The 19,372-nt window shown below is 62.9% G+C and carries 16 protein-coding genes; 11 read left to right on the top strand and 5 right to left on the bottom strand.

What is annotated here, in order from left to right:
- Nucleotides 1-5 precede the first annotated feature (5 nt).
- From HHL25_RS18385 to HHL25_RS18375, 3 genes are all read left to right on the top strand, one after another.
- On the top strand, nt 6-857 hold the full coding sequence (locus tag HHL25_RS18385) for a CheR family methyltransferase (RefSeq protein WP_169594375.1): 852 nt from the start codon (nt 6-8) through the stop codon (nt 855-857).
- A gap of 9 nt (nt 858-866) precedes the next feature.
- Nucleotides 867-1,949 carry a protein-glutamate methylesterase/protein-glutamine glutaminase gene (locus HHL25_RS18380; RefSeq protein WP_169594374.1) on the top strand — a complete coding sequence of 361 codons (1,083 nt, stop codon included), beginning with the start codon at nt 867-869 and terminating at the stop codon, nt 1,947-1,949.
- A 128-nt stretch (nt 1,950-2,077) separates the two neighbouring features.
- A complete protein-coding gene (locus HHL25_RS18375) occupies nt 2,078-2,794 on the top strand; it encodes a ParA family protein (RefSeq protein WP_169594372.1) in 717 nt (238 codons plus the stop codon).
- Between the two features lie 19 nt (nt 2,795-2,813).
- Here HHL25_RS18375 and HHL25_RS18370 read toward each other — a convergent pair whose 3' ends face one another.
- Complete coding sequence (locus tag HHL25_RS18370) at nt 2,814-3,620, bottom strand: helix-turn-helix transcriptional regulator (RefSeq protein ID WP_169594370.1); 807 nt, start codon at nt 3,618-3,620, stop codon at nt 2,814-2,816.
- Between the two features lie 152 nt (nt 3,621-3,772).
- Between HHL25_RS18370 and HHL25_RS18365 the strand changes: the two genes are divergently transcribed.
- From HHL25_RS18365 to HHL25_RS18340, 6 genes are all read left to right on the top strand, one after another.
- Nucleotides 3,773-5,092 carry a glutamine synthetase family protein gene (locus HHL25_RS18365; RefSeq protein ID WP_205927918.1) on the top strand — a complete coding sequence of 440 codons (1,320 nt, stop codon included), beginning with the start codon at nt 3,773-3,775 and terminating at the stop codon, nt 5,090-5,092.
- A gap of 41 nt (nt 5,093-5,133) precedes the next feature.
- The gene (locus HHL25_RS18360; RefSeq protein ID WP_169594365.1) at nt 5,134-6,285 is read left to right on the top strand and encodes an ABC transporter substrate-binding protein; all 1,152 of its coding nucleotides are present in this window, start codon (nt 5,134-5,136) and stop codon (nt 6,283-6,285) included.
- An 86-nt stretch (nt 6,286-6,371) separates the two neighbouring features.
- Entirely contained in the window at nt 6,372-7,469 is a 1,098-nt protein-coding gene (locus HHL25_RS18355; protein WP_169594363.1) for an ABC transporter ATP-binding protein, read from the top strand.
- A 2-nt stretch (nt 7,470-7,471) separates the two neighbouring features.
- On the top strand, nt 7,472-8,350 hold the full coding sequence (locus HHL25_RS18350; RefSeq protein WP_169594361.1) for an ABC transporter permease: 879 nt from the start codon (nt 7,472-7,474) through the stop codon (nt 8,348-8,350).
- The gene (locus HHL25_RS18345; protein WP_169594359.1) at nt 8,347-9,183 is read left to right on the top strand and encodes an ABC transporter permease; all 837 of its coding nucleotides are present in this window, start codon (nt 8,347-8,349) and stop codon (nt 9,181-9,183) included. Before HHL25_RS18350 ends, HHL25_RS18345 begins: the two co-directional genes overlap by 4 nt.
- A gap of 27 nt (nt 9,184-9,210) precedes the next feature.
- Nucleotides 9,211-10,380: an iron-containing alcohol dehydrogenase gene (locus HHL25_RS18340; RefSeq protein WP_169594357.1), complete on the top strand. Its 1,170-nt coding sequence runs from the start codon at nt 9,211-9,213 to the stop codon at nt 10,378-10,380.
- A gap of 9 nt (nt 10,381-10,389) precedes the next feature.
- Here the strand turns inward: HHL25_RS18340 and HHL25_RS18335 are convergent, their stop codons facing one another.
- Nucleotides 10,390-11,169 (bottom strand): DeoR/GlpR family DNA-binding transcription regulator, encoded by a 780-nt coding sequence (locus HHL25_RS18335; protein WP_169594354.1) that lies wholly within the window; start codon nt 11,167-11,169, stop codon nt 10,390-10,392.
- Nucleotides 11,170-11,522: 353 nt separating this feature from the next.
- Here HHL25_RS18335 and HHL25_RS18330 point away from each other — a divergent pair, with 353 nt between their 5' ends.
- Both HHL25_RS18330 and HHL25_RS18325 read left to right on the top strand, forming a co-directional pair.
- On the top strand, nt 11,523-12,437 hold the full coding sequence (locus HHL25_RS18330; RefSeq protein WP_246701884.1) for a choline/ethanolamine kinase family protein: 915 nt from the start codon (nt 11,523-11,525) through the stop codon (nt 12,435-12,437).
- A complete protein-coding gene (locus HHL25_RS18325; protein WP_169594351.1) occupies nt 12,434-14,875 on the top strand; it encodes a GcvT family protein in 2,442 nt (813 codons plus the stop codon). The genes HHL25_RS18330 and HHL25_RS18325 overlap by 4 nt, the downstream gene beginning before the upstream one ends.
- 120 nt (nt 14,876-14,995) lie before the next feature.
- On the opposite strand, the gene HHL25_RS18320 is transcribed toward HHL25_RS18325, so the two are convergent.
- The 3 genes from HHL25_RS18320 to HHL25_RS18310 all read right to left on the bottom strand — a co-directional run bounded on the left by HHL25_RS18320 (nt 14,996) and on the right by HHL25_RS18310 (nt 19,359).
- Nucleotides 14,996-16,423: an aldehyde dehydrogenase family protein gene (locus HHL25_RS18320; RefSeq protein WP_169594349.1), complete on the bottom strand. Its 1,428-nt coding sequence runs from the start codon at nt 16,421-16,423 to the stop codon at nt 14,996-14,998.
- Between the two features lie 78 nt (nt 16,424-16,501).
- The gene (locus tag HHL25_RS18315) at nt 16,502-17,989 is read right to left on the bottom strand and encodes a glutamine synthetase family protein (RefSeq protein ID WP_169594346.1); all 1,488 of its coding nucleotides are present in this window, start codon (nt 17,987-17,989) and stop codon (nt 16,502-16,504) included.
- Nucleotides 17,990-18,036: 47 nt separating this feature from the next.
- Nucleotides 18,037-19,359: a hypothetical protein gene (locus tag HHL25_RS18310; RefSeq protein WP_169594343.1), complete on the bottom strand. Its 1,323-nt coding sequence runs from the start codon at nt 19,357-19,359 to the stop codon at nt 18,037-18,039.
- Between the last annotated feature and the right edge of the window lie 13 nt (nt 19,360-19,372).

Below are 19,372 nucleotides of genomic sequence, written 5' to 3'. Positions count from 1 at the left end.
AGGGAATGTCTGCAGTCGCCACCGTTGCCTGCGTCGAAGACCACATCAGCAAGCGGAACTTCGACCAGCTCGCGCGTTTCATCTACGATTACAGCGGCATAAAGATGCCGCCAACCAAGCTCACCATGCTGGAAGGCCGGCTGCGCCGCCGGTTACGGGCGACCCGTATTTCCAGCTTCGACGACTATTGCGACTATCTCTTCAAGCATGGCGGGCTTGAGGCGGAGAAGGTCTTCCTGATCGATGCGGTGACCACCAACAAGACGGATTTCTTCCGGGAGCCGAACCACTTCACCTATCTGCGGGACCAGGCGCTGCCGAAGCTTGCGGCACGCGACATTCGCCGCATCCGGGTCTGGAGTTCGGCCTGCTCCACGGGCGCCGAGCCCTATACGATCGCCATGGTGCTCGATGACTTCGTCGGCGAGAACGGGTCCCAGGACTATGCCATTCTTGCCACGGATCTCAGCACCGACGTGCTCCAGACGGCGTGCCGCGGCATCTACAACGCAGACATGGTGGCGCCCGTCCCGCCGGAGTTTCGCGAGCGCTACGTGATGCAGGCGATCGACGCCAGCCGGCGCGAGGTGCGTATCCATCCCCGCTTGCGGTCGAAGGTCGGCTTCGCGCGCATGAACCTCATGGATGCGAACTACACGGTCGGCGATCCGATGCACATCGTCTTTTGCCGCAACGTGCTGATCTACTTCGACAAGCCGACGCAGCAACGGGTGCTTTCGCGACTGGTCGACTGCCTAGTACCGGGGGGATATCTGTTCATCGGCCATTCCGAGACGGTTTCCGGCTTCGACCTGCCGATCCGTCAGGTTGCCAATACCGTCTTCCAGAAGGTGTAACGCATCCTGATGGCCAAGAAGGTCCGCGTTCTCATCATCGACGATTCAGCCAGTGTCCGGCAGACGCTGAGCCGCGTTCTCGAAGCGGACCCGGAGATCGAGGTGATCGGCACGGCGTCCGATCCCTTCATGGCGGCGCGCAAGATCCAGGACGAGATCCCGGACGTCATCACGCTCGACGTCGAGATGCCGCGCATGGACGGCATCACCTTTCTACGCAAGCTGATGGCGCAGCGTCCCATTCCGGTGGTGATGTGCTCCTCGCTGACGGAGCAGGGATCGGAGACGCTGCTGCAGGCGCTGGAGGCAGGGGCTGTCGACGTCATCCTCAAGCCGAAGATCGGTGCGGCCGACCATCTGGCCGAGGCGGGCATGCGGATTTGCGAGGTGGTGAAAAGTGCGGCCCATGCGCGTGTCGCCGGCCGACCTCGACGCAGCGCGGCCCAGAGCGGTCCGTCGGCAAAACTCACGGCAGATGCCGTGCTGCCGCCGCCGAGTGGCAGGGCCATGGCCAAGACGACCGAGATGGTGGTCTGTGTCGGGGCATCGACCGGGGGAACCGAGGCCCTTCGCGATTTCCTCGAGCAGCTCCCGGCCAATGCGCCGGGTATCGTGATCGTCCAGCACATGCCGGAACGCTTTACGGCAGCCTTCGCCAAGCGCCTGAACACGCTCTGTGCCGTCGAGGTCAAGGAGGCGGTCGACGGCGATCCGGTGCTTCGCGGGCATGTGCTCATCGCGCCCGGCGATCATCACATGCTGCTGGAACGGCAGGGCGCCCGCTATCACGTTTCCGTCCGCTCGGGTCCGCTCGTTTCGCGGCACAGGCCGTCGGTCGACGTCCTCTTCCGTTCCGCGGCGCGGGCGGCGGGCGCCAATGCCATGGGCGTCATCATGACCGGCATGGGCGACGACGGCGCGCGCGGCATGGCCGAGATGCACGAGGCCGGAGCCTTCACGGTCGCCCAGGACGAGGCGACGTCCGTCGTCTACGGGATGCCGAAAGAAGCCGTAGCGCGGGGCGGGGTCGACAAGGTCGTTCCGCTTGACCAGATCGCCCACGAGATCCTGGCCGCCGACCGCAGCCGCTAGACTTTCGCGCGCCGACAATTCGCGCCCCGCGTTCAGAAATCGTTAACCATAACGGTCGAACATCCGGTCAGGAAAAAGTCCTGATTTTCAAAGGGCTACGATTCGTTTTCAGATCCGGAGGATCGACAATGCCCGTCATCACCTTTGCCAATACCAAGGGCGGCGCAGGAAAGACCACCGCGGTGCTGCTGCTGGCTACCGAGCTCGAGAGAATGGGTTTCAGGGTCGCCGTGCTCGATGCCGACCCGCAATACTGGATCAGCCGCTGGCGGCAGAATTCGGGAGACAGGACCGCGGTCAAGGTCATCCCCTACGTGACGGCCACCTCGCTGGAGAAGCATATCCAGGAAGCCCGTGCCGAGACCGATTATGTTCTGGTCGACCTGCCGGGCGCCCGGACGCCTTTGCTCGCCAAGGCGATCGGCTATTCGAACCACGTCCTCATCCCGATCCAGGGTTGCTCGATGGACGCCCAGGGCGGTGCCCATGTCATCGAGTTGATGCAGTATCTCGCCGAGAAGGGCGATATTCACATTCCGTATTCGGTCGTGCTGACGCGGGTCAATTCGATGGTGACCACCCGCGCGCTGCAGACCGTCAAGGCGCTCCTCGCCGAGCGGAGTGTTCACGTGATGGATACACCGATCATCGAGCGTTCCGCATTCCGCGACGTCTTCGATTGCGGCGGGACGCTGCACACCCTCGCTTCCGGGCGGGTCAGCAACCTGGAAAAGGCGCGGGAGAATGCACGGGCCTTCGCCGACGAGGTGCTGATGCACGAGGCGTTGCGTTGCCGCAGGCTGCGGCAGATCGCCAATGGTGCGTTGTTGCAGGCCGTTGCCTGACAGGCCACGGTGGGATCGGTCAAGCCGGTTCGGACGCCGAGGACAACTGCATGATGAACATCGCAAAAAGCTCTGATTGGCTCGACACGTCCAGCTTCTGGTAGATGTTCTTACGGTGGATCTTCACCGTACCTTCGGTGATGCCAAGGCGATGGGAGATCGAGACGTTGGAATGGCCCCTGAGGATCAGGGCGGTGATCTCGATTTCCCGCGGCGTCAGGATCCCGTCCGTCATGCGGTTCAGCGAATCGTTTATCGGGTTGCGCGACATCTTTCCAGTTTCCGCAGGCGCCGGTGCGGGGCTTTCGTGACCCCAGTGACGTTCTGCGAGGGTTCGGATGAGCGGCTCCGCTTCCCGGATTGCCGTGAGATCCCGCCGGCCGAAGGCGGGTGCCGTGACGGGGCGGGTGAAGCTGATGACGAGGCCCGTCCAGTTGACCGGGCGGCAGACGATGCCCACTTCGTCGCGAATTCCTGTCAGACCGTAATGCTGGCGGAAGTATTCCGAACTGTAGAACTGGTCCGGCGCCATGTCGCGGAGCCGTCTCACGCCGGTGACCTTGGGGTCGGTTGCTGCGCCAAAAAAGGGATCCAGCAGATAAGGCCCTCTGGAGTAGGCATCGATGACCGTCGCGGCGCGTTGCTGATCAATGTTGTGGTGGCAGCAGACGGGTTTTGCTGCCCCGGCATAGGCAAACACCATCAGGATGTCGAAATCCACGATGGTTCTCAGCGCGGCTTCGATCCTTCTTGGAAAGTCGCTCTTTCCCAAGGCCTCGATCGCGTCAGCGATCGCGCTGTTCCATGCCGCAAATCCCCTGCTCAAGACTTCCCTTTCCTGCAATCAGGTCGCGATCAGGTGAGCAGATTTGCGCATCTGCGTCTATCCCAAACGGGATATTTTATTGCCTGGGAAGCGCGCCTAACCTTCGTTGATTACCGAGATAGAGAGCTATGCCTAATACAAGTGATACGACAGTGAATTTTGAAGCCAGACTGCAGGAAATCGGCGCCCGGTCGGTGCATATCGGCATGGTGGACCCGGAAGGCGAATTCCGCGACAAGCTGGTGTCTGCCGACAAGGCGAAGAAGCTCGCTGCCGCCAGCTATCCGTTCTGCGAAGTACTCTATTTCTGGGATATCGCGGAGAAGGCCTACAAGGATGCGGCCTTCATCGACCGCCCGGCCAAGATCTTCACCGATACTGTGCGCAAGTTTCCGTTCGCGCCGGATGCGGCGGTGTGCCTTGCCGACTTCATCGGTGAATTCGGCAGGCTTTCGCCGCGCAATCTCTGCCTCGACCTGATTTCCCAGGCGGCCGACCTCGGGTTCGACGTGCTGTCCGCGTTCGAGTTCGAATTCTTCGTCTTCGACGAGACGCCGGAGAGCCTGCGTGCCAAGGACTACCGCGACCTCACGCACTTCGCCCAGGGCAATCGCACCTATTCGCTTCAGACGACGACGCTCTACGGCGATCTTCTGCAGGGGCTCGACGAGGCCATGCGGACGATGGACATCAAGCTCGATGCGATTCACACCGAGCTTGGTCCTGGATGTTTCGAAGCGCCGCTGACCTATGCCAAGGGTATCAAGGCGGCCGACGATGCGATGCTCTTCAAGAACTTCGCCAAGGCCTATTTCTCGCTCAACGACCTGACGGTCAGCTTCATGTCGAAGCTTTCCACCCAGTTGTCCGGCCAGTCCGGCCACCTGCACGTCTCCCTGCGTGACCGGGCCGGGAATGCCGCCTTCGCCGACCCCTCGGCGCCTGACGGCATCAGCCGGACCGCACGGCATTTCATCGGCGGCCTCGTCAAGCTGATGCCGGAATTGCTGGCGATGTGCTCGTCGACGGTCAATGCCTACAAGCGGCTCGTGCCCGGCGCATGGGCACCGACCTCGGCCAACTGGGGCGTGCAGAACCGGACGGCGGCCGTGCGGGTGATCAACGACGTGCCGGAGGCGACCCGCGTCGAATTCCGGGTGCCATCCGCGGATACCAATCCCTATCTGGCGCTGTCGATGTGCATCGGTGCCGGTCTCTACGGCATTCGCAACGAGATCGAGCCGCCGGAAGGCAGCGCCGAAAACTTCTACGCGTCGACGCCTGCGCCCGAGGCAGTTTTTCCGCGCGATCTCGGTGAAGCGGCCACCCGCCTCGACCGCAGTCCGGTGGCGCGGGAGCTCTTCGGCGCGGAATTCGTCGACACCTTCGTGGCGGCGCGACGTTTCGAATATGCAGAATATCAAAAACACGTTAGCGAATGGGAGATCAGGCGTTACCTCGGTATCGTCTGAGCTTCCCTTCCATCGGGAATGAAAAGAGGAAGGAACCAAAAATGAAAAAGGGAACAGCAGACTTCAGCATGGGATCGAACGGCGTCAGCCGTCGTTCGGTTCTCAAGGGCATGGGCGGGCTCGGCCTTGCCGCTGCCGGCGGTGGCTTGCTTGGCATGCCGCGGGGCGCCAGCGCCGCAGAAAGCCTGAACTACATGTGCTGGGAAGGCTATAACGCCCCCAGCATTCTCGAGCCGTTCCAGAAGGCGAAGGATGCCACCGTCTCCGTCGATCTGATCACGGACTCGGCCGGCGGCTTCGCGAAGCTCGCAGCCGGTGCGTCGAAGGATTTCGACTTGGTCTCGTCGGACAGCCCGTGGATCCAGCGCATGGGGCCGGCCGGCTTCTGCCGCTTCCTCGACGACAACGATTTCGCCGAGCAGTATGCCGAGTTCTACCCGCAGTTTCGTGCGCCGTTCCAGCCGCTGCAGTTCGAAGGCAAGGCGACCGGCCTGCCGACGCGCTGGGGCTGGGTCGGCCCGACCGTCAACACCAAGTTCGACAAGCTCGAGGCCTGGTCCAGCTATGCTCCCGTCTTCGACAGCGCCTACAAGGACAAGATCTGCCTGCTCGACTGGGGTGACTGGCCGATCATGCCGCTCGCGCTCTATGCCGGGGTCAACCCGTATGAGGAGCTCGACGAGGCAGCCCTCGGCGAAGTGCGCAAGGTGCTCCGCGCCGCCTTCAAGAACACCCGCGCCATCGTCGCCGACCTCGCGGTCGCGCAGAAGGGGCTGATCGACGGTTCGTTCCGGGCGCTGATCGGCGGCGGTACCTATTGCACCTCGTCGCTGCGCCTCAAGGGCCACGACTACATCCAGTCGATCGTGCCCGAGCCGAAGGGCGGCCTGAAGCAGGGCATCATCTGGATGGAGGCCACCGGTCTCGTCGACAACGGCAAGAACTCGCAGATCGCCGCTGACTTCCTCAAGTACATCGTCTCGCCGGAAGTGGCCAAGCAGCTCGCGATCACCGAAGCGACCTGCAATCTGGTGCCGAATCAGAAGGCGGAAGCACTGTTCTCCGACGCCGAGAAGAAGGCTCTCCAGATGGATTACATGTGGACGGCCTGGGACAACAGCCAGTTCCACACGGTCGCGCCCAATATCGACGACATGCTGGCCATCTGGCAGGAAGAGCTCGCCGCTCGCTGAGCCGGCATGTTCCTTCAAGGCATCCCGCCCCCTGTTCGGGGCGGGATGCCGTCGATCAAGATTTCAAGAGGGTTGGGAAGCAGGCATTGGCTACTCCGATTATCGATGCGTCCGATATCATCAAGGATTACGGTTCGGCGCGTGCGTTGCATGGCGTTTCCCTCAAGGTCGGGGCGGGGGAGTTCGTCGCGCTTGTCGGTCCGTCGGGTTGCGGCAAGACCACCCTTCTGAAGATCCTTGCGGGCTTCGAGGAGGCGACCGGCGGTCGCCTCGAGATCCAGGGCAAGGACATGCAGGGCGTTCCCGCGGCGAGCCGCCCGACCCGCATGGTGTTCCAAAAGCTCGCGCTCTTTCCCCACAAGACAGTCGGCGAGAATATCGGTTTTCCACTGAAGCTGCAGAAGGTCGGCAAGGCGGAAATGGCGGCCCGTGTCGCCGGCATGCTCGAGCTGATGCACCTGAAGCCCGAATACCTGAACCGCTATCCCGCCCAGCTTTCCGGCGGCGAGCAGCAGCGCGTCGCCCTGGCGCGTGCGCTGGTTTCGCAGCCGAGCGTGCTCCTGCTCGACGAGCCGATGAGCGCACTCGATGCCAAGCTCAAGAAGTCCCTGCAGGCGGAGCTCAAGAAGCTGCACCGCGAGATCGGCACGAGCTTCGTGCTCGTCACGCACGACCTCGAAGAGGCGATGATGCTGGCCGATCGCATCTGCGTCATGCGCAGCGGTAACGTCGTGCAGATCGGCACGCCGTCCGACATCTATTATCGCCCGGCCAACATGTTCGTGGCGGGTTTCATCGGCGAGACCAATTTCCTGCCGGTGGCTGCGGTGCGCGCGCCGGATGGCAGCGCGATCGTCCGTTCACCACTTGCCGTCGGCGAGCCCGCGCCGCTTTCTGCAGCCAACGTCTCATCGTCGCTCATCGACCAGAACACGGCCCTTCTGGTTCGTCCCGAGACGATCGGTTTCGTAACGGGTGAGGCTCCGGCCGGCTTCTGGCTTTTGGACGGCGAGGTCGAGGAATATTTCATCAAGGGGTCCTCGACCCAGTACCGGGTCCGTGTCGCAGGTCTGGAGGCCCCCGTCGTGATGGATCTGCCTGGCTCCATCCACCTGCCGGCCAATGTCGGCGACAAGGTCCGGATCGGCTTCGATCCGTCCCGCGCCTTCCTGTTGTCGGAGTGATCATGAAGACGCAGGCGAAGACATGGAATGATCCTGTCCTGATCGCGGCGGTCGCGCCGCTCGCGGTCGCCATGTTCGTCTTCTTCGTCGTGCCGCTGGCAATGACGGCGGTGCTGACTTTCCAGACGACGCAGTATTATCGCCTCCAGTGGACCTGGGACCTGAAGATTTGGACCGAGGTGTTCTCCAAGCCGCATTACTGGACGATCATGCTGCGCACTGTGACGATGGCGCTGATCTGCGTGGTGCTCTCGGTCCTGATCGCCTTCCCGACGGCTTATGCGCTGGCGACGAGGCTCAAGACCTACAATGCGCAGATCCAGATCCTGATCGTCTTTGCCTTTCTGACCGATGCCGTGCTGAAGACCTTCGGCTGGATCCTCGTGCTGGACAAGAACGGGGTCGCGAACTGGCTCCTCTCCCATCTCGGCCTTGGCCCCGAAGCGCTCAACCTGCTGTTCACGCCGACAGGCGCGATGATCGGCATGGTCTACAATCTCGTCGTCTATCCGATGTTCACGATCTACCTGTCCCTGGTGCGGATCGATCGCGACCTGATGCTGGCGGCCTATGACGCGGGGGCCTCGCGCATCCGTACCTTCTTCGAAGTCACGCTGCCGCTTTCCCGTCCAGGGCTTTATTCCGGCGCCGTGCTGGTCTTCGTTCTCAGTCTCGGTGCCTTCCTCGAGCCCAAGGTGTTGGGCGGTGGCACTTCGCCGCTTGCCTCCGAACTCATCCGGCAGAGCTTCGAGACGCGCGTCAACTGGCCACTCGGAGCCGCGTTGACCATCGTGCTGATCGTCATCGGTGCCGTGACGCTGGCGCTTGCCGGAGCGCTCGCGACGCGCCGCAGGGCAGAGCCGGCGAGGGTAGCCGCATGATGCCGCAACGCTTCAAGAACGCATTCGTCGATACCATGCTCGTCGGCAGTGTCGTGCTTCTTATCGCCTTCTTCTACGCTCCGATCGTAACCCTGGTCGCCTTCTCCTTCACGTCGAGCCGGGTACTGACCTTTCCGATCGAGGGTTTTTCTCTCGAGTGGTATGGCGAACTGGTCCGCAAACCGGACTTCCTTCCTGCAGTCATCAACTCGGCGATGGTCGCGGCGATATCGACCGTCTTCGCGACACTGCTCGGAACAGCGGGGGCGATCGCCTGGATCCGGTTCCGCTTCCGGTTCCAGAATGCGTTCCGTGCCGTCACCTTCGCTCCGCTGCTCTTCCCGCAACTGCTTCTCGGGGTGGTGATGCTGCTGTGGTTCTCGGTGCTTGGGAACTGGCTCGGCTTTTCGACGGGGCTCGTCACCGTCGTCATCGGGCATGTCGTCTACATCACGCCCTTTGCGCTGGTGATCGTCGCCGTGCAGGTCTACGGCTTCGACGACGTGCTGGAAGACGCTGCGCGTGATGCCGGCGCAACCGGCTGGGAGGTTTTTCGCGAAGTGACCTTCCCGCTGCTCTGGCCCGGCATTTTCTCGGCGGCCACCTTCGCCTTCCTGCTGTCGTGGGGCAATTTCTATGTGTCCTATTCGCTGGCGGGAACCGCTCGGACGCTGCCGGTCTTCGTTTACAGCGGCATCGCCGTCGGGTCGTCACCAATCTACCCGGCGCTGGCCACTCTCAACTTCATTCCGGCGCTGGCGCTGGTAGGGCTTGCCGAATTCATGCGTCGCCGGGCGCTGAAACGGCAGAGCGCCGCCGCCTCCGCATCCTGAGTTCATCCGAAAGCAAGGAGACGCTCCATGTCAGTCGATACCAAGGCCGTGTCCAGCAACTGGAGCTTCCCGACTGCGGTTCGGTTTGGCAACGGGCGCGTCTCGGAACTCGCTGGCATCGTTCGCGAACTCGGGGGACGCCGGCCTCTGGTAATCACCGACGCAGGGCTGAAGGACCTCTTCCCGGTCCAGCGTGTGCTGGAGGTCTTGCGGTCGGGCGGGCTGGAGGCCGGCCTCTTCTTCAACGTCAAGCCCAATCCCACCGGCGGCAATGTGGCCGACGGGATCGCGGCCCTCAGCGACGGTGGTCATGACCTCGTCATCGCCATCGGCGGCGGCAGCGCCCTCGACGCCGCGAAGGCGATTGCGCTGATGTCCCGCCAGACCATTCCGATGTGGGACCTGGAGGACATCGGCGACAACTGGAAGCGTGCCGACACGTCGCGCCTCCTGCCGGTTATCGCGATACCCACGACCGCCGGAACCGGCTCGGAACTCGGACGTTCCTCCGTGATCACCAACGAGGCTGAAAAGCGCAAGGTCATCGTCTTCCACCCCCGCATGCTGCCGGACGTGGTGCTGATGGATCCGGGTCTGACGACGGGCCTGCCGGCCCACATCACCGCGGCAACCGGGATGGATGCCCTCTCCCATGCGCTAGAGGCCTATTCGGCGCCGTCATTTCATCCCATGGCGGAAGGCATCGCGCTCAATGCGCTGCGTCTTATCAAGACGTGGCTGCCGGTCGCGACCGCCGAAGGCGACAACATCGAGGCGCGGGGACAGATGCTGGTCGCGTCGGGCATGGGTTGCGTCGCCCTGCAGAAGGGGCTGGGCGCGATCCATGCCCTCGCTCATCCGCTTGGTGCCCTGAATGATGCTCATCACGGCCTGCTGAATGCCGTCCTGATGCCGTATGTCCTCGAATTCAACGCGCCGGTGATCGATGACAAGCTGGAACTCCTGGCACGTTTCCTAGATCTACCGATACCCAGCGCCTCTGGTGTGATCGACTGGATCGTCGAACTGCGTGAGACGCTTGCCATTCCCGAGACACTTGCCGGCATGGGCCTCAAGGGCATCGATATCGGGAAGGTTGCCGCGATGGGTGTCGCCGACCCCTGTGCCGGCGGCAATCCGGTCAAGCTCGATGAAGAAGGCCTGGCGTCGATACTGCGTGCGGCCCGAGGGGCCTGATCCCGGCGATCAAGTACGCTTTCGTTCCGGCTTTGCGATGACCAGGGCAATGCCGCTCGCGGCCAATGCGTCGGCGATGTCCGCGGGCGGCGGACAGTCCGTCGCCAGTTCACCGAACGCGTCGAAATCGCAAACCTTGACGAGCCCCTGACGACCGAACTTGCTGTGGTCGGTGACGATCAGCGCGCGCTTGCCGCGCGAGAGCACGACCCTGGCGAATTCCGCTTCCTCCAGCTCGTAGTCCATCACCCCGGTCGCCAGGTCGATGGCGCCGGCGGAGATGATGGCGTGGGTGACGCTGAAGCGGCTGACGAAGTCGATCGCCGAGGCCCCAAAAGCTGCGCCGTTGTCGCTGCGCAGTTCGCCGCCTGCCATGTAGACCTTGTTGTCGTTGACGGTCGCCAGCGTGCGGGCAATGTCGGAGGAGTTGGTCACGACGGTCAGTCGGCGGTGCCCTAGCAGTTCGCGGGCGAGGAAGCTCGTCGTGGTGCCGGTGTCGAGCATGATCGAGTCACCGTCGCGGATGGTCGCGGCGACGGCCGCCGCTATCGCCTTCTTGGCCTCGCTGTTTTCCCGCATGCGTTTTTCGAACGGTGCCTCGCCCACGGCCGAAGGCAGGCAGATTGCCCCATGCAACTTGACGACGGCGCCCTGGGTGGCGAGCGGCTTGATGTCGCGGCGTACGGTTTCGAGCGAGACGTTCAGGTGTCGCGCGAGGTCGGCGATCGCCAGCGTGCCGTCCAATTCCAGGAGCCGGAGAATGTCCCGGTGCCGTTTTGACTGGTTCATGGGGGCCTCGTCCGACGGTTGACATCCAAGGTCATAACGAAGCTTCGAGCACTCGGCAATGAGGTGCCGCATAATCGGTCATAAAAACACAAAAAACCACAAATCCGGATTGACAATTTCCCGTTGCTCGCATGACATTGCGCTGACACACCCTCGTCACAAGATATGAAAAGTACGGGGAACGGCGTTCGGGTGTGGTGCCAGCATTATCGCTCAATGGGCTCTACTGGGAGAACTCGAATGCAAAGCCATGTTCGCATGTTCGCAGCGAATTCGGATCCTGCTCCATCCATTCAGGTAAGCCGCAATCGGGAATTCTCACAAGAAACCACATTTTCTGACGGTTCGGCATCATGATCATCGATGCCGGGAAGGCAATGGGCGCCACGCACGACCGTATCCATCGACTGCCCTGCTGGAATGGACGGATCGAGATCGCGCCCCTGAAAGGCGGCATCAGCAACGAGAGCTTCGTCGTCACCGACGCCGCCGGCCGTCACGTCGTGCGCTTCGGCAAGGACTATCCGTTTCACCACGTGTTCCGCGATCGCGAACTGATGACCGCGCGGGCCGCCCATGAGGCGGGGTTTGCTCCGCGCGTCGAATATGCCGAAACGGGCGTCATGGTCACAGAATTCCTCGGGGCGAAGACCTATGCGGCAGAGGATGTCGTGGCAAACCGCAGCCGGATCGCCGAACTCGTCCGGCGCTTCCACCGGGAAATGGCGCGCCACCTCAGCGGCGCCGGTTTCATGTTCTGGGCCTTCCATGTCATTCGCGACTATGCCCGCACCCTGGAACTGGGCGGCAGCCGGATGGTCGAGCATCTGCCGGGCTATCTCGCGCTCGCGGAAGAACTCGAGGCCGCGCAGATGCCGTTGCCGATCGTCTTCGGACACAACGATCTGCTGCCCGCCAACTTTCTTGACGACGGCAAACGGCTCTGGCTGATCGACTTCGAATATGCCGGCTTCTCGACCGCGATGTTCGACCTTGCTGGCGTCACGTCCAATGCCGGCTTCGATGCCGACCAGTCTGAAGACTTCCTGACGACCTATTTCGAGGGGCCGCCAGACCAGGCGGTGCGCCGGTCGTTCGCCGCGATGCAATGTGCCTCACTGTTGCGCGAGGCCATGTGGAGCATGGTCTCCGAGCTGCATCTGTCGGCGCCAGGCGCGGACTATGTCGCCTACACCACCGAAAACCTTACCCGCCTCGACGCGGCCCTTGAACATTACCGGACAAACTACGGGAAACACTCGTCATGACATTGCCATCCCATGCCCAGATCGTCGTCATCGGCGGCGGCATCATCGGTTGCTCGACCGCCTATCATCTCGTCCGCGACCACAAGGCGGATGTCATCCTGCTGGAGCAGGGCACGCTGACCTCGGGCTCGACCTGGCATGCGGCGGGTCTCGTCGGCCAGCTTCGTTCCTCTGCGTCGATCACCCGGGTGCTGAAGTATTCGGTCGACCTGTACAAGGGCCTTGAAGCCGAGACGGGACTGGCAACCGGGTGGAAGATGACGGGCTGCCTGCGCCTTGCCACCAACCAGGATCGCTGGACCGAATTCCGCCGCCTTGCGACGACGGCCGGGAGCTTCGGCATGGAAATGCACCTCGTCTCGCCGGAAGAGGTCAAGCGCATGTGGCCGCTGATGAATGTCGATGACCTCGTCGGTGCAAGCTGGCTTCCGACCGACGGCCAGGCGAGCCCGTCCGACATCACACAGTCGCTCGCCAGGGGCGCGCGCATGCACGGGGCGAAGATCGTCGAGAATGTCCGGGTGACCGGCTTCGAGATGAAGGATGGCCGCATTCTCAAGGTGAAGACGACGCTCGGCGACATCGCCTGCGAAAAGGTGGTCAATTGCGCGGGCCAGTGGGCCCGGCAGGTCGGCGACATGGCGGGCATCAACGTGCCGCTCCAGCCGGTCAAGCACCAATACATCATCACCGAGAAGATCGATGGGCTGTCGACCGACGCGCCGACCATCCGCGATCCGGACCGCCTGACCTACTTCAAGGAAGAGGTGGGTGGCTTGGTGATGGGGGGCTATGAACCCAATCCGCAGCCGTGGACGACCGGGGATGTTCCGAACGAGTGGGCGTTCCGCCTGTTCGACGACGATTTCGACCATTTCGAGCAGCACATGACCCAGGCGATCGAGCGCGTTCCGGCGCTCGAAAAGGTCGGGGTCAAGCAGATGATCAACGGGCCGGAGAGTTTTACGCCGGACGGTAACTTCATTCTGGGCGTGGCGCCCGAATGCAAGAACATGTTCGTCGGCGCCGGCTTCAACGCCTTCGGCATCGCCTCGGGCGGCGGTGCGGGCTGGGTGCTTGCCCAGTGGGTCGTGGACGGCGAGGCGCCGCTCGACCTCTGGGTCGTCGACATTCGCCGCTTTGCCGGCATGCACCGCGATCGCCAATGGGTTCTCGACCGCACGCTCGAAGCCTATGGCAAGCACTACACCATCGGATTTCCCCATGAGGAATACGAGAGTGGCCGGCCGCGCCTGGTCTCGCCGCTTTACGAGCGGTTGAAGACGCACGGCGCGGTGTTCGGCTCGAAGCTCGGTTGGGAGCGGCCGAACTGGTTCGCGCCGGCGGGATCGGAGACGAAGGACGTCTATTCCATGGGGCGGCAGAACTGGTTTTTCGCGGTGGGCGAAGAGCATGCCCATGTGCGCGAAGCCGTCGGCGTGTTCGACCAGTCGTCCTTCGCAAAATACGAGGTTTCTGGTCCGGATGCCGCCAAGGCGCTGGACTGGATCTGCGCCAACGACGTGTCGAAACCTGTCGGGCGGCTGACCTACACGCAGCTTCTCAACACGCGTGGCGGCATCGAGGCCGATCTGACGGTCGCCCGGTTCGGCGAGGACAAGTTCTACATCGTCACCGGTACCGGCTTCCGGACGCATGACTTCGGCTGGATCGACGACCATATCCCGGCCGGAATGGATGTGACCTTCACCGACGTGACGGAAGACTGGGGCACACTTTCGCTTATGGGCCCCAAGGCGCGCGACGTGCTTGCCGCGGTGACCGATTCCGACGTGTCGAATGCCGCATTTCCGTTCGGTCACGCGCGGGAAATTGCGATCGCCGGCCATGCCGTCAGGGCGCTGCGTGTCACCTATGTCGGCGAACTGGGGTGGGAACTGCATGTGCCGATCGGTGCGATCGGCGAGGTCTTCGACGCACTGATGGAGGCCGGCAAGGTCCACGGGATCCGGCCGATCGGCTACCGGGCACTGGAATCGCTTCGCCTAGAGAAAGGCTATCGGGCCTGGGGTTCCGACATCACGCCCAATGATACGCCTTTCGAGGCGGGGCTCGGCTGGGCGGTCAAGCTGCGCAAGAATACCGACTTCAACGGTCGCCGAACCCTGGAGGGGCTGCAGGACGCTCCGCTCAAGAAGCGGCTGGCCGGCTTCACCGTCGACAATCCCGACATCGTGCTGGTGGGACGCGAGACGATCCTGCGCAACGGGGAGCCCGTCGGTTACCTGACGAGCGGCGGCTTCGGCTATACCATCGGCAAGAACATCGGCTACGGCTATGTCCGCAATGCCGAAGGGGTGAGCGACGACTACCTGCTCGACGGCGCTTACGAACTTGTCGTTGCCATGGAGAAGACCCCGGCAAAGATCCATCTCGGGCCGCTCTTCGATCCGGCGATGGAAAGGATCAAAGCGTAGGGAAGTCGTGAAGGGTGAGACATGGGTCGCACCTGCCGAAACCCTAAATTTGAAGCGGCGCCCGGATTGCTCCGGGCGCCGCTTTCTTTGGTCCATCGGATTTTTCAATCGCAGGCTTGATCAGTCGCCGTAGCCGACAATGCCCTTGATTTCGAGGAAGTCGTGGATGCCGAAATCGGCGTATTCACGTCCGTTACCGGACTGCTTGTAGCCGCCGAAGGGGGCGCGCGTGTCCCAGTCCGGATAGTTCAGGTATACCGAGCCGGCGCGCATCTCGCGGGCCACGGCGCGGGCGTGTTCGAGGTCCTGCGACTGGATGTAGGCGGCAAGACCATAGACCGTGTCGTTGGCGATCGCGATCGCTTCCTCTTCGGTCTTGTAGGGCAGGATCGAGAGAACCGGCCCGAAGATTTCCTCGCGGGCAATGGTCATGTCGTTGGTCACGTTGCCAAAGATGGTCGGACGAACGTAGTAGCCGCGGTTCAGTCCCTCCGGCCGGCCGAGGCCGCCGGTGACTAGGGTAGCACCTTCCTTGATGCCGGCCTCGATGAGCCGCTGGATCTTGTCGAACTGCAGCTGGCTGACGACCGGGCCGAGATCGGTGTCGTCGGCGGTCGGGCTGCCGACCTTGTGGGCTTCGGCTGCGGCCTTGGCGATCGTCAGCGCTTCGTCGTGGCGATGGGCCGGGACCAGCATGCGGGTCGGCGCGTCGCAGGACTGGCCGGAATTGCCGAAGCAACCCTGCACACCCTTGGTGACGGCGGTTTCGAGGTCGGCGTCAGGCAGCACGATGTTGGCCGACTTGCCGCCGAGTTCCTGCGCGACGCGCTTGACTGTATCGGCAGCGGTCTTGGCGACGATGATGCCGGCGCGGGTGGAGCCGGTGAACGAGACCATGTCGACGTCCGGATGGCCGGCCATCACCTGGCCGACATCAGGGCCGGTGCCGTTGACGAGGTTGAACACGCCCTTCGGCACGCCGGCCTCTTCCATGACTTCGGCCCAGACGATGCCGGACATCGGAGCGATTTCGGACGGCTTCAGCACGACCGTGCAGCCAGCGGCAATCGCCGGTGCGACCTTGCAGACGATCTGGTTGAGCGGCCAGTTCCATGGGGTGATGAGCGCGCAGACGCCGATCGGCTCCTTGACGACCGTAGTCGAGCCGCGCTTCTCGCTGAATTCGTAGTTCTCCAGTGCCTCGATGGTCGATTCCATGTGGGCACGGCCGGCCCAGGCCTGGGCGTCACGGGCAAACGAAAGAGGCGCCCCCATTTCGTTGGATACGGCGACGGCGATGTCCTCGAAACGGGCGTTGTAGACTTCGAGGATCTTTTTCAGGAGCGCCAGACGCTCGGCGACCGAAGTCTTGGAGAACGTCACGAAGGCCTTCTTCGCAGCCGCTACGGCCTTGTCGACATCGGCCTTCGAACCGACGGAAATCTGCGTGTAGGCCTCTTCCGTCGCGGGATTGATGACATCCAGCGTCGCAGGGACGGCCGGATCGACCCAGGCGCCGTCAATGAAGAATTTCAGATTGTGGGACATGTAAAACTCCAGTCAGAGGTCGGAAATGATGAGGTGGACGGCGCGTCGCGCCGCCCGTAATGTCTTGGTGGCAACCGCTCAGGGCAGATAGTCCATGTAGCGCTCGAGATCCCAGTTGGTGACTTCCTTGAGGAAGCGCTTCCAGTCGTCGCGCTTCATCATGTCATAGAGTTCATAAAGCCTGCCGGGCATGGCTTCCAGTACCAGATCATCCTTCTTCAGTGCTTCCAGCGCTTCGTGCAGGTTGAGCGGGATCAGGTCGACATGGCCGCCGGCCTTCATCACCTCGACCACATTGCGATCCTCGGGTGCGCCAGGGTCGACCTTGTTCGAGATCCCGTCGTCGAGAGCTTTGATGAGTGCCGCGCAGAACAGGTGCTGGTTGACCATGGCGTCGACGGCGCGGAACTCGAAGCGGTCGGGCGCCGAGATGCGGATCGTGCAGGAGCGGTTCTGGAGACCCCAATTTGCGCCGATCGGAGCCCAGAGGCCGATATCGGCAAAGCGCCGGTAGGAGTTGACGGTCGAGGCGCCAATCGCGGTGAGCGCACCGATATGCTTCAAGGCGCCGCCGAGCGCGTGGTGACCGATTTCGGTCGGCAGCCAGCCACCCTCCTTGTTTTCGAACTCGTTCACGCCGCCCTTGGTGTAGGTGAACAGTTCCTCCATGCCCGGCAGTTCGCCCGGAACCAGCCGCTGAAGCTCGGCGGAGCCGCCAGTCCATATCGAGCAGTTGTGATGGCAGCCGTTGGCCGGCACACCCATCATGGGCTTCGCCATGAAGCAGGCGATGAGGTCGTTCTGGCGCGCCACCTCGTTGCAGATCTGCCGATAGGTGGTGAGGCGGTCGCAGGTCTTCAGCGCATCGTCGAAGGCGAAGTTCAGTTCGAGCAGGCCGGGTGCGTCCTCGACGTCGCCCTGGATCATGTCGAGGCCCATGGCATGGGAGTATTCATAGACCTGTTTCCAGATGTGGCGGGCGCTTTCGAACTGGCCGATATGGTAGGCATAGGGCTCGGTGATCCCGGAATAGGGGGTGGCGGAACCATCGGGGTTCTTCTTCAGCCACAGCATTTCCGGTTCCATGCCGACGCGCAGGTGGAGCCCGTTGTGCTTCTCACGGAATTCCCGGTCGAAGCGCTTCAGGTTGCCACGCGTATCGCATTCGAAGTAGCCGCCCGGGTTCTTTGCGTCTTCGAGGCCGTAGAAGAGCGTGCAGAAGACGCGGGCCACCGACTTGTCCCAGGGCAGCTGGCAGAAGGTTTCCGGGTCGGGCAGGGCGACCGTTTCGCCGTCATTTGCCGAAAAGCCGAACAACGTGCCGTTCATGTCGGTCGAGACATTGGTGACGCCGCCCATCCAGGTCTGGACGCCCTTGCGGGCATTGTATTCCCAGTGGCGGGCCGGCACGGCCTTGCCGAGCACGCGGCCGGTGATCGAGACATACTGATAGTAGATGTATTCGACGCCGAGTTTCTTGATCTTCTCGCTCACCCGCGCGACGCGTTCCTTGCGCAGTGGATCGTTAAGCTCGCGGAACAGGTCGCTGTCTTCGTGTCTTGCCATGTGGCGTTCTCCTCTTTGTGGTTCTTGATTTGGGGGTTGGGGTGGTTTCAGCCTTCGAGGTAGCGGGCGAGCTCGAAGGCGCTGACGGCGCGGGCGAGAGCTGCATGCTCGATCTCGCAGGCCTTGGCGAAATGGGTGGTGAACGCCTCGCCGAAATGGCGTGCGGCGCTTTCGCTGGCCCGCAGCCGCTCGGCGGCGTCCTTGAGGTCGCGCGGCAGGCGCGTCGCACCGGGCGGGATGTCGTCGGGACCGCCGAACGGGGTCGCCTCGGGCGGCGCGATCTGCTGTTCGATGCCCTCGAGGCCGCCGGCCAGCATCAGTGCAAGCGTCAGATGCGGATTGCAGTCGGCACCCGGCAGGCGAAACTCGAGACGCGCATTGTCTTCCGCGGACGGAACGGAACGCACTGCGGTGGTGAAGGTGTATTCGGCCCAGCTGACCGATTTTGGAGCCCAGGACCCCGGCGCGAAACGGCGATAGGCGTTGACCGTATGAGCGCAGAGCGCGAATGCCTCGGGGACCAGTTTCGCCATGCCGCCGATGAAGTGCTTCGCAGCCTGGTTCGTCGTGGCCGACGGATCGGCGAAGATGTTCCGGCCGGTCTTCTTGTCCCGGAGCGACAGCGTGACATGGCCGCCGATACCCGGGAACGCGCCGCCCATATGTGCCATGAAGCTCGCCGTCATGTCCTGCCGGCGGGCATAGGCTCGCGCCGCCTGGCGGAAGAATGCCGCATCGTCCGCGGCTTTCATCGGTGTCTCGGCGGCAAGCGTTGCCTCGAAGCAGCCCGGTCCCAGCTCGCCGGCGACCGCAAAGAGCGAGACGCCGTGGTCGACGATCGCCTTTTCGAGACCCGCCACGAACTCGGCCTGGTCGGCCGCCGTCTGGCCCGACCAGCATTTGTTCTCGGGCATGAAGGTGTGCATGGCGGAGAAACCGCTGTCACGCAGGCTCGCCGCGTTTTCCTTGAGGAATATGACCTCGAACTCGAAGGCGGCCCGGACCTCTAGGCCCAGACTTTCAGCCCGTTCGATCTGGCGGGCAAGGACAGCCCGCGGCATCAGGTCCCGATTCGGTCCGGCATAGTCGGCGACGATGGCGGCTGCCTTCGGTTCGAAGGCATAGGGGCGGAGCGAATCTGCGTCGAGCGTCAGGGTCTCGGTGAGGAAGGGGCCGCCGCCGAACAGGCTGTCGGCGGAGTCCCAATGGGGAAGCGTGTTGGAAAAGCGCGGGTCGCGGGCCCAGGCAAGAAACTGCTCACGCTTCAGGCGCCGCTCGCGAAAGACGCTGGCATAGTCGAACAGTCCGACATGAAGGATGTCGATACCGTCCCGTTCGAGCTGCGCGCCAAGTTGATCGATGGTCGTCATGCGTTCTCTCCGG

Origin of the sequence: Rhizobium terricola, from assembly GCF_012927355.1 — a bacterium.
Taxonomy (GTDB): Bacteria; Pseudomonadota; Alphaproteobacteria; order Rhizobiales; family Rhizobiaceae; genus Allorhizobium; species Allorhizobium terricola.
This window is presented reverse-complemented; position numbering and strand designations above follow the sequence as displayed.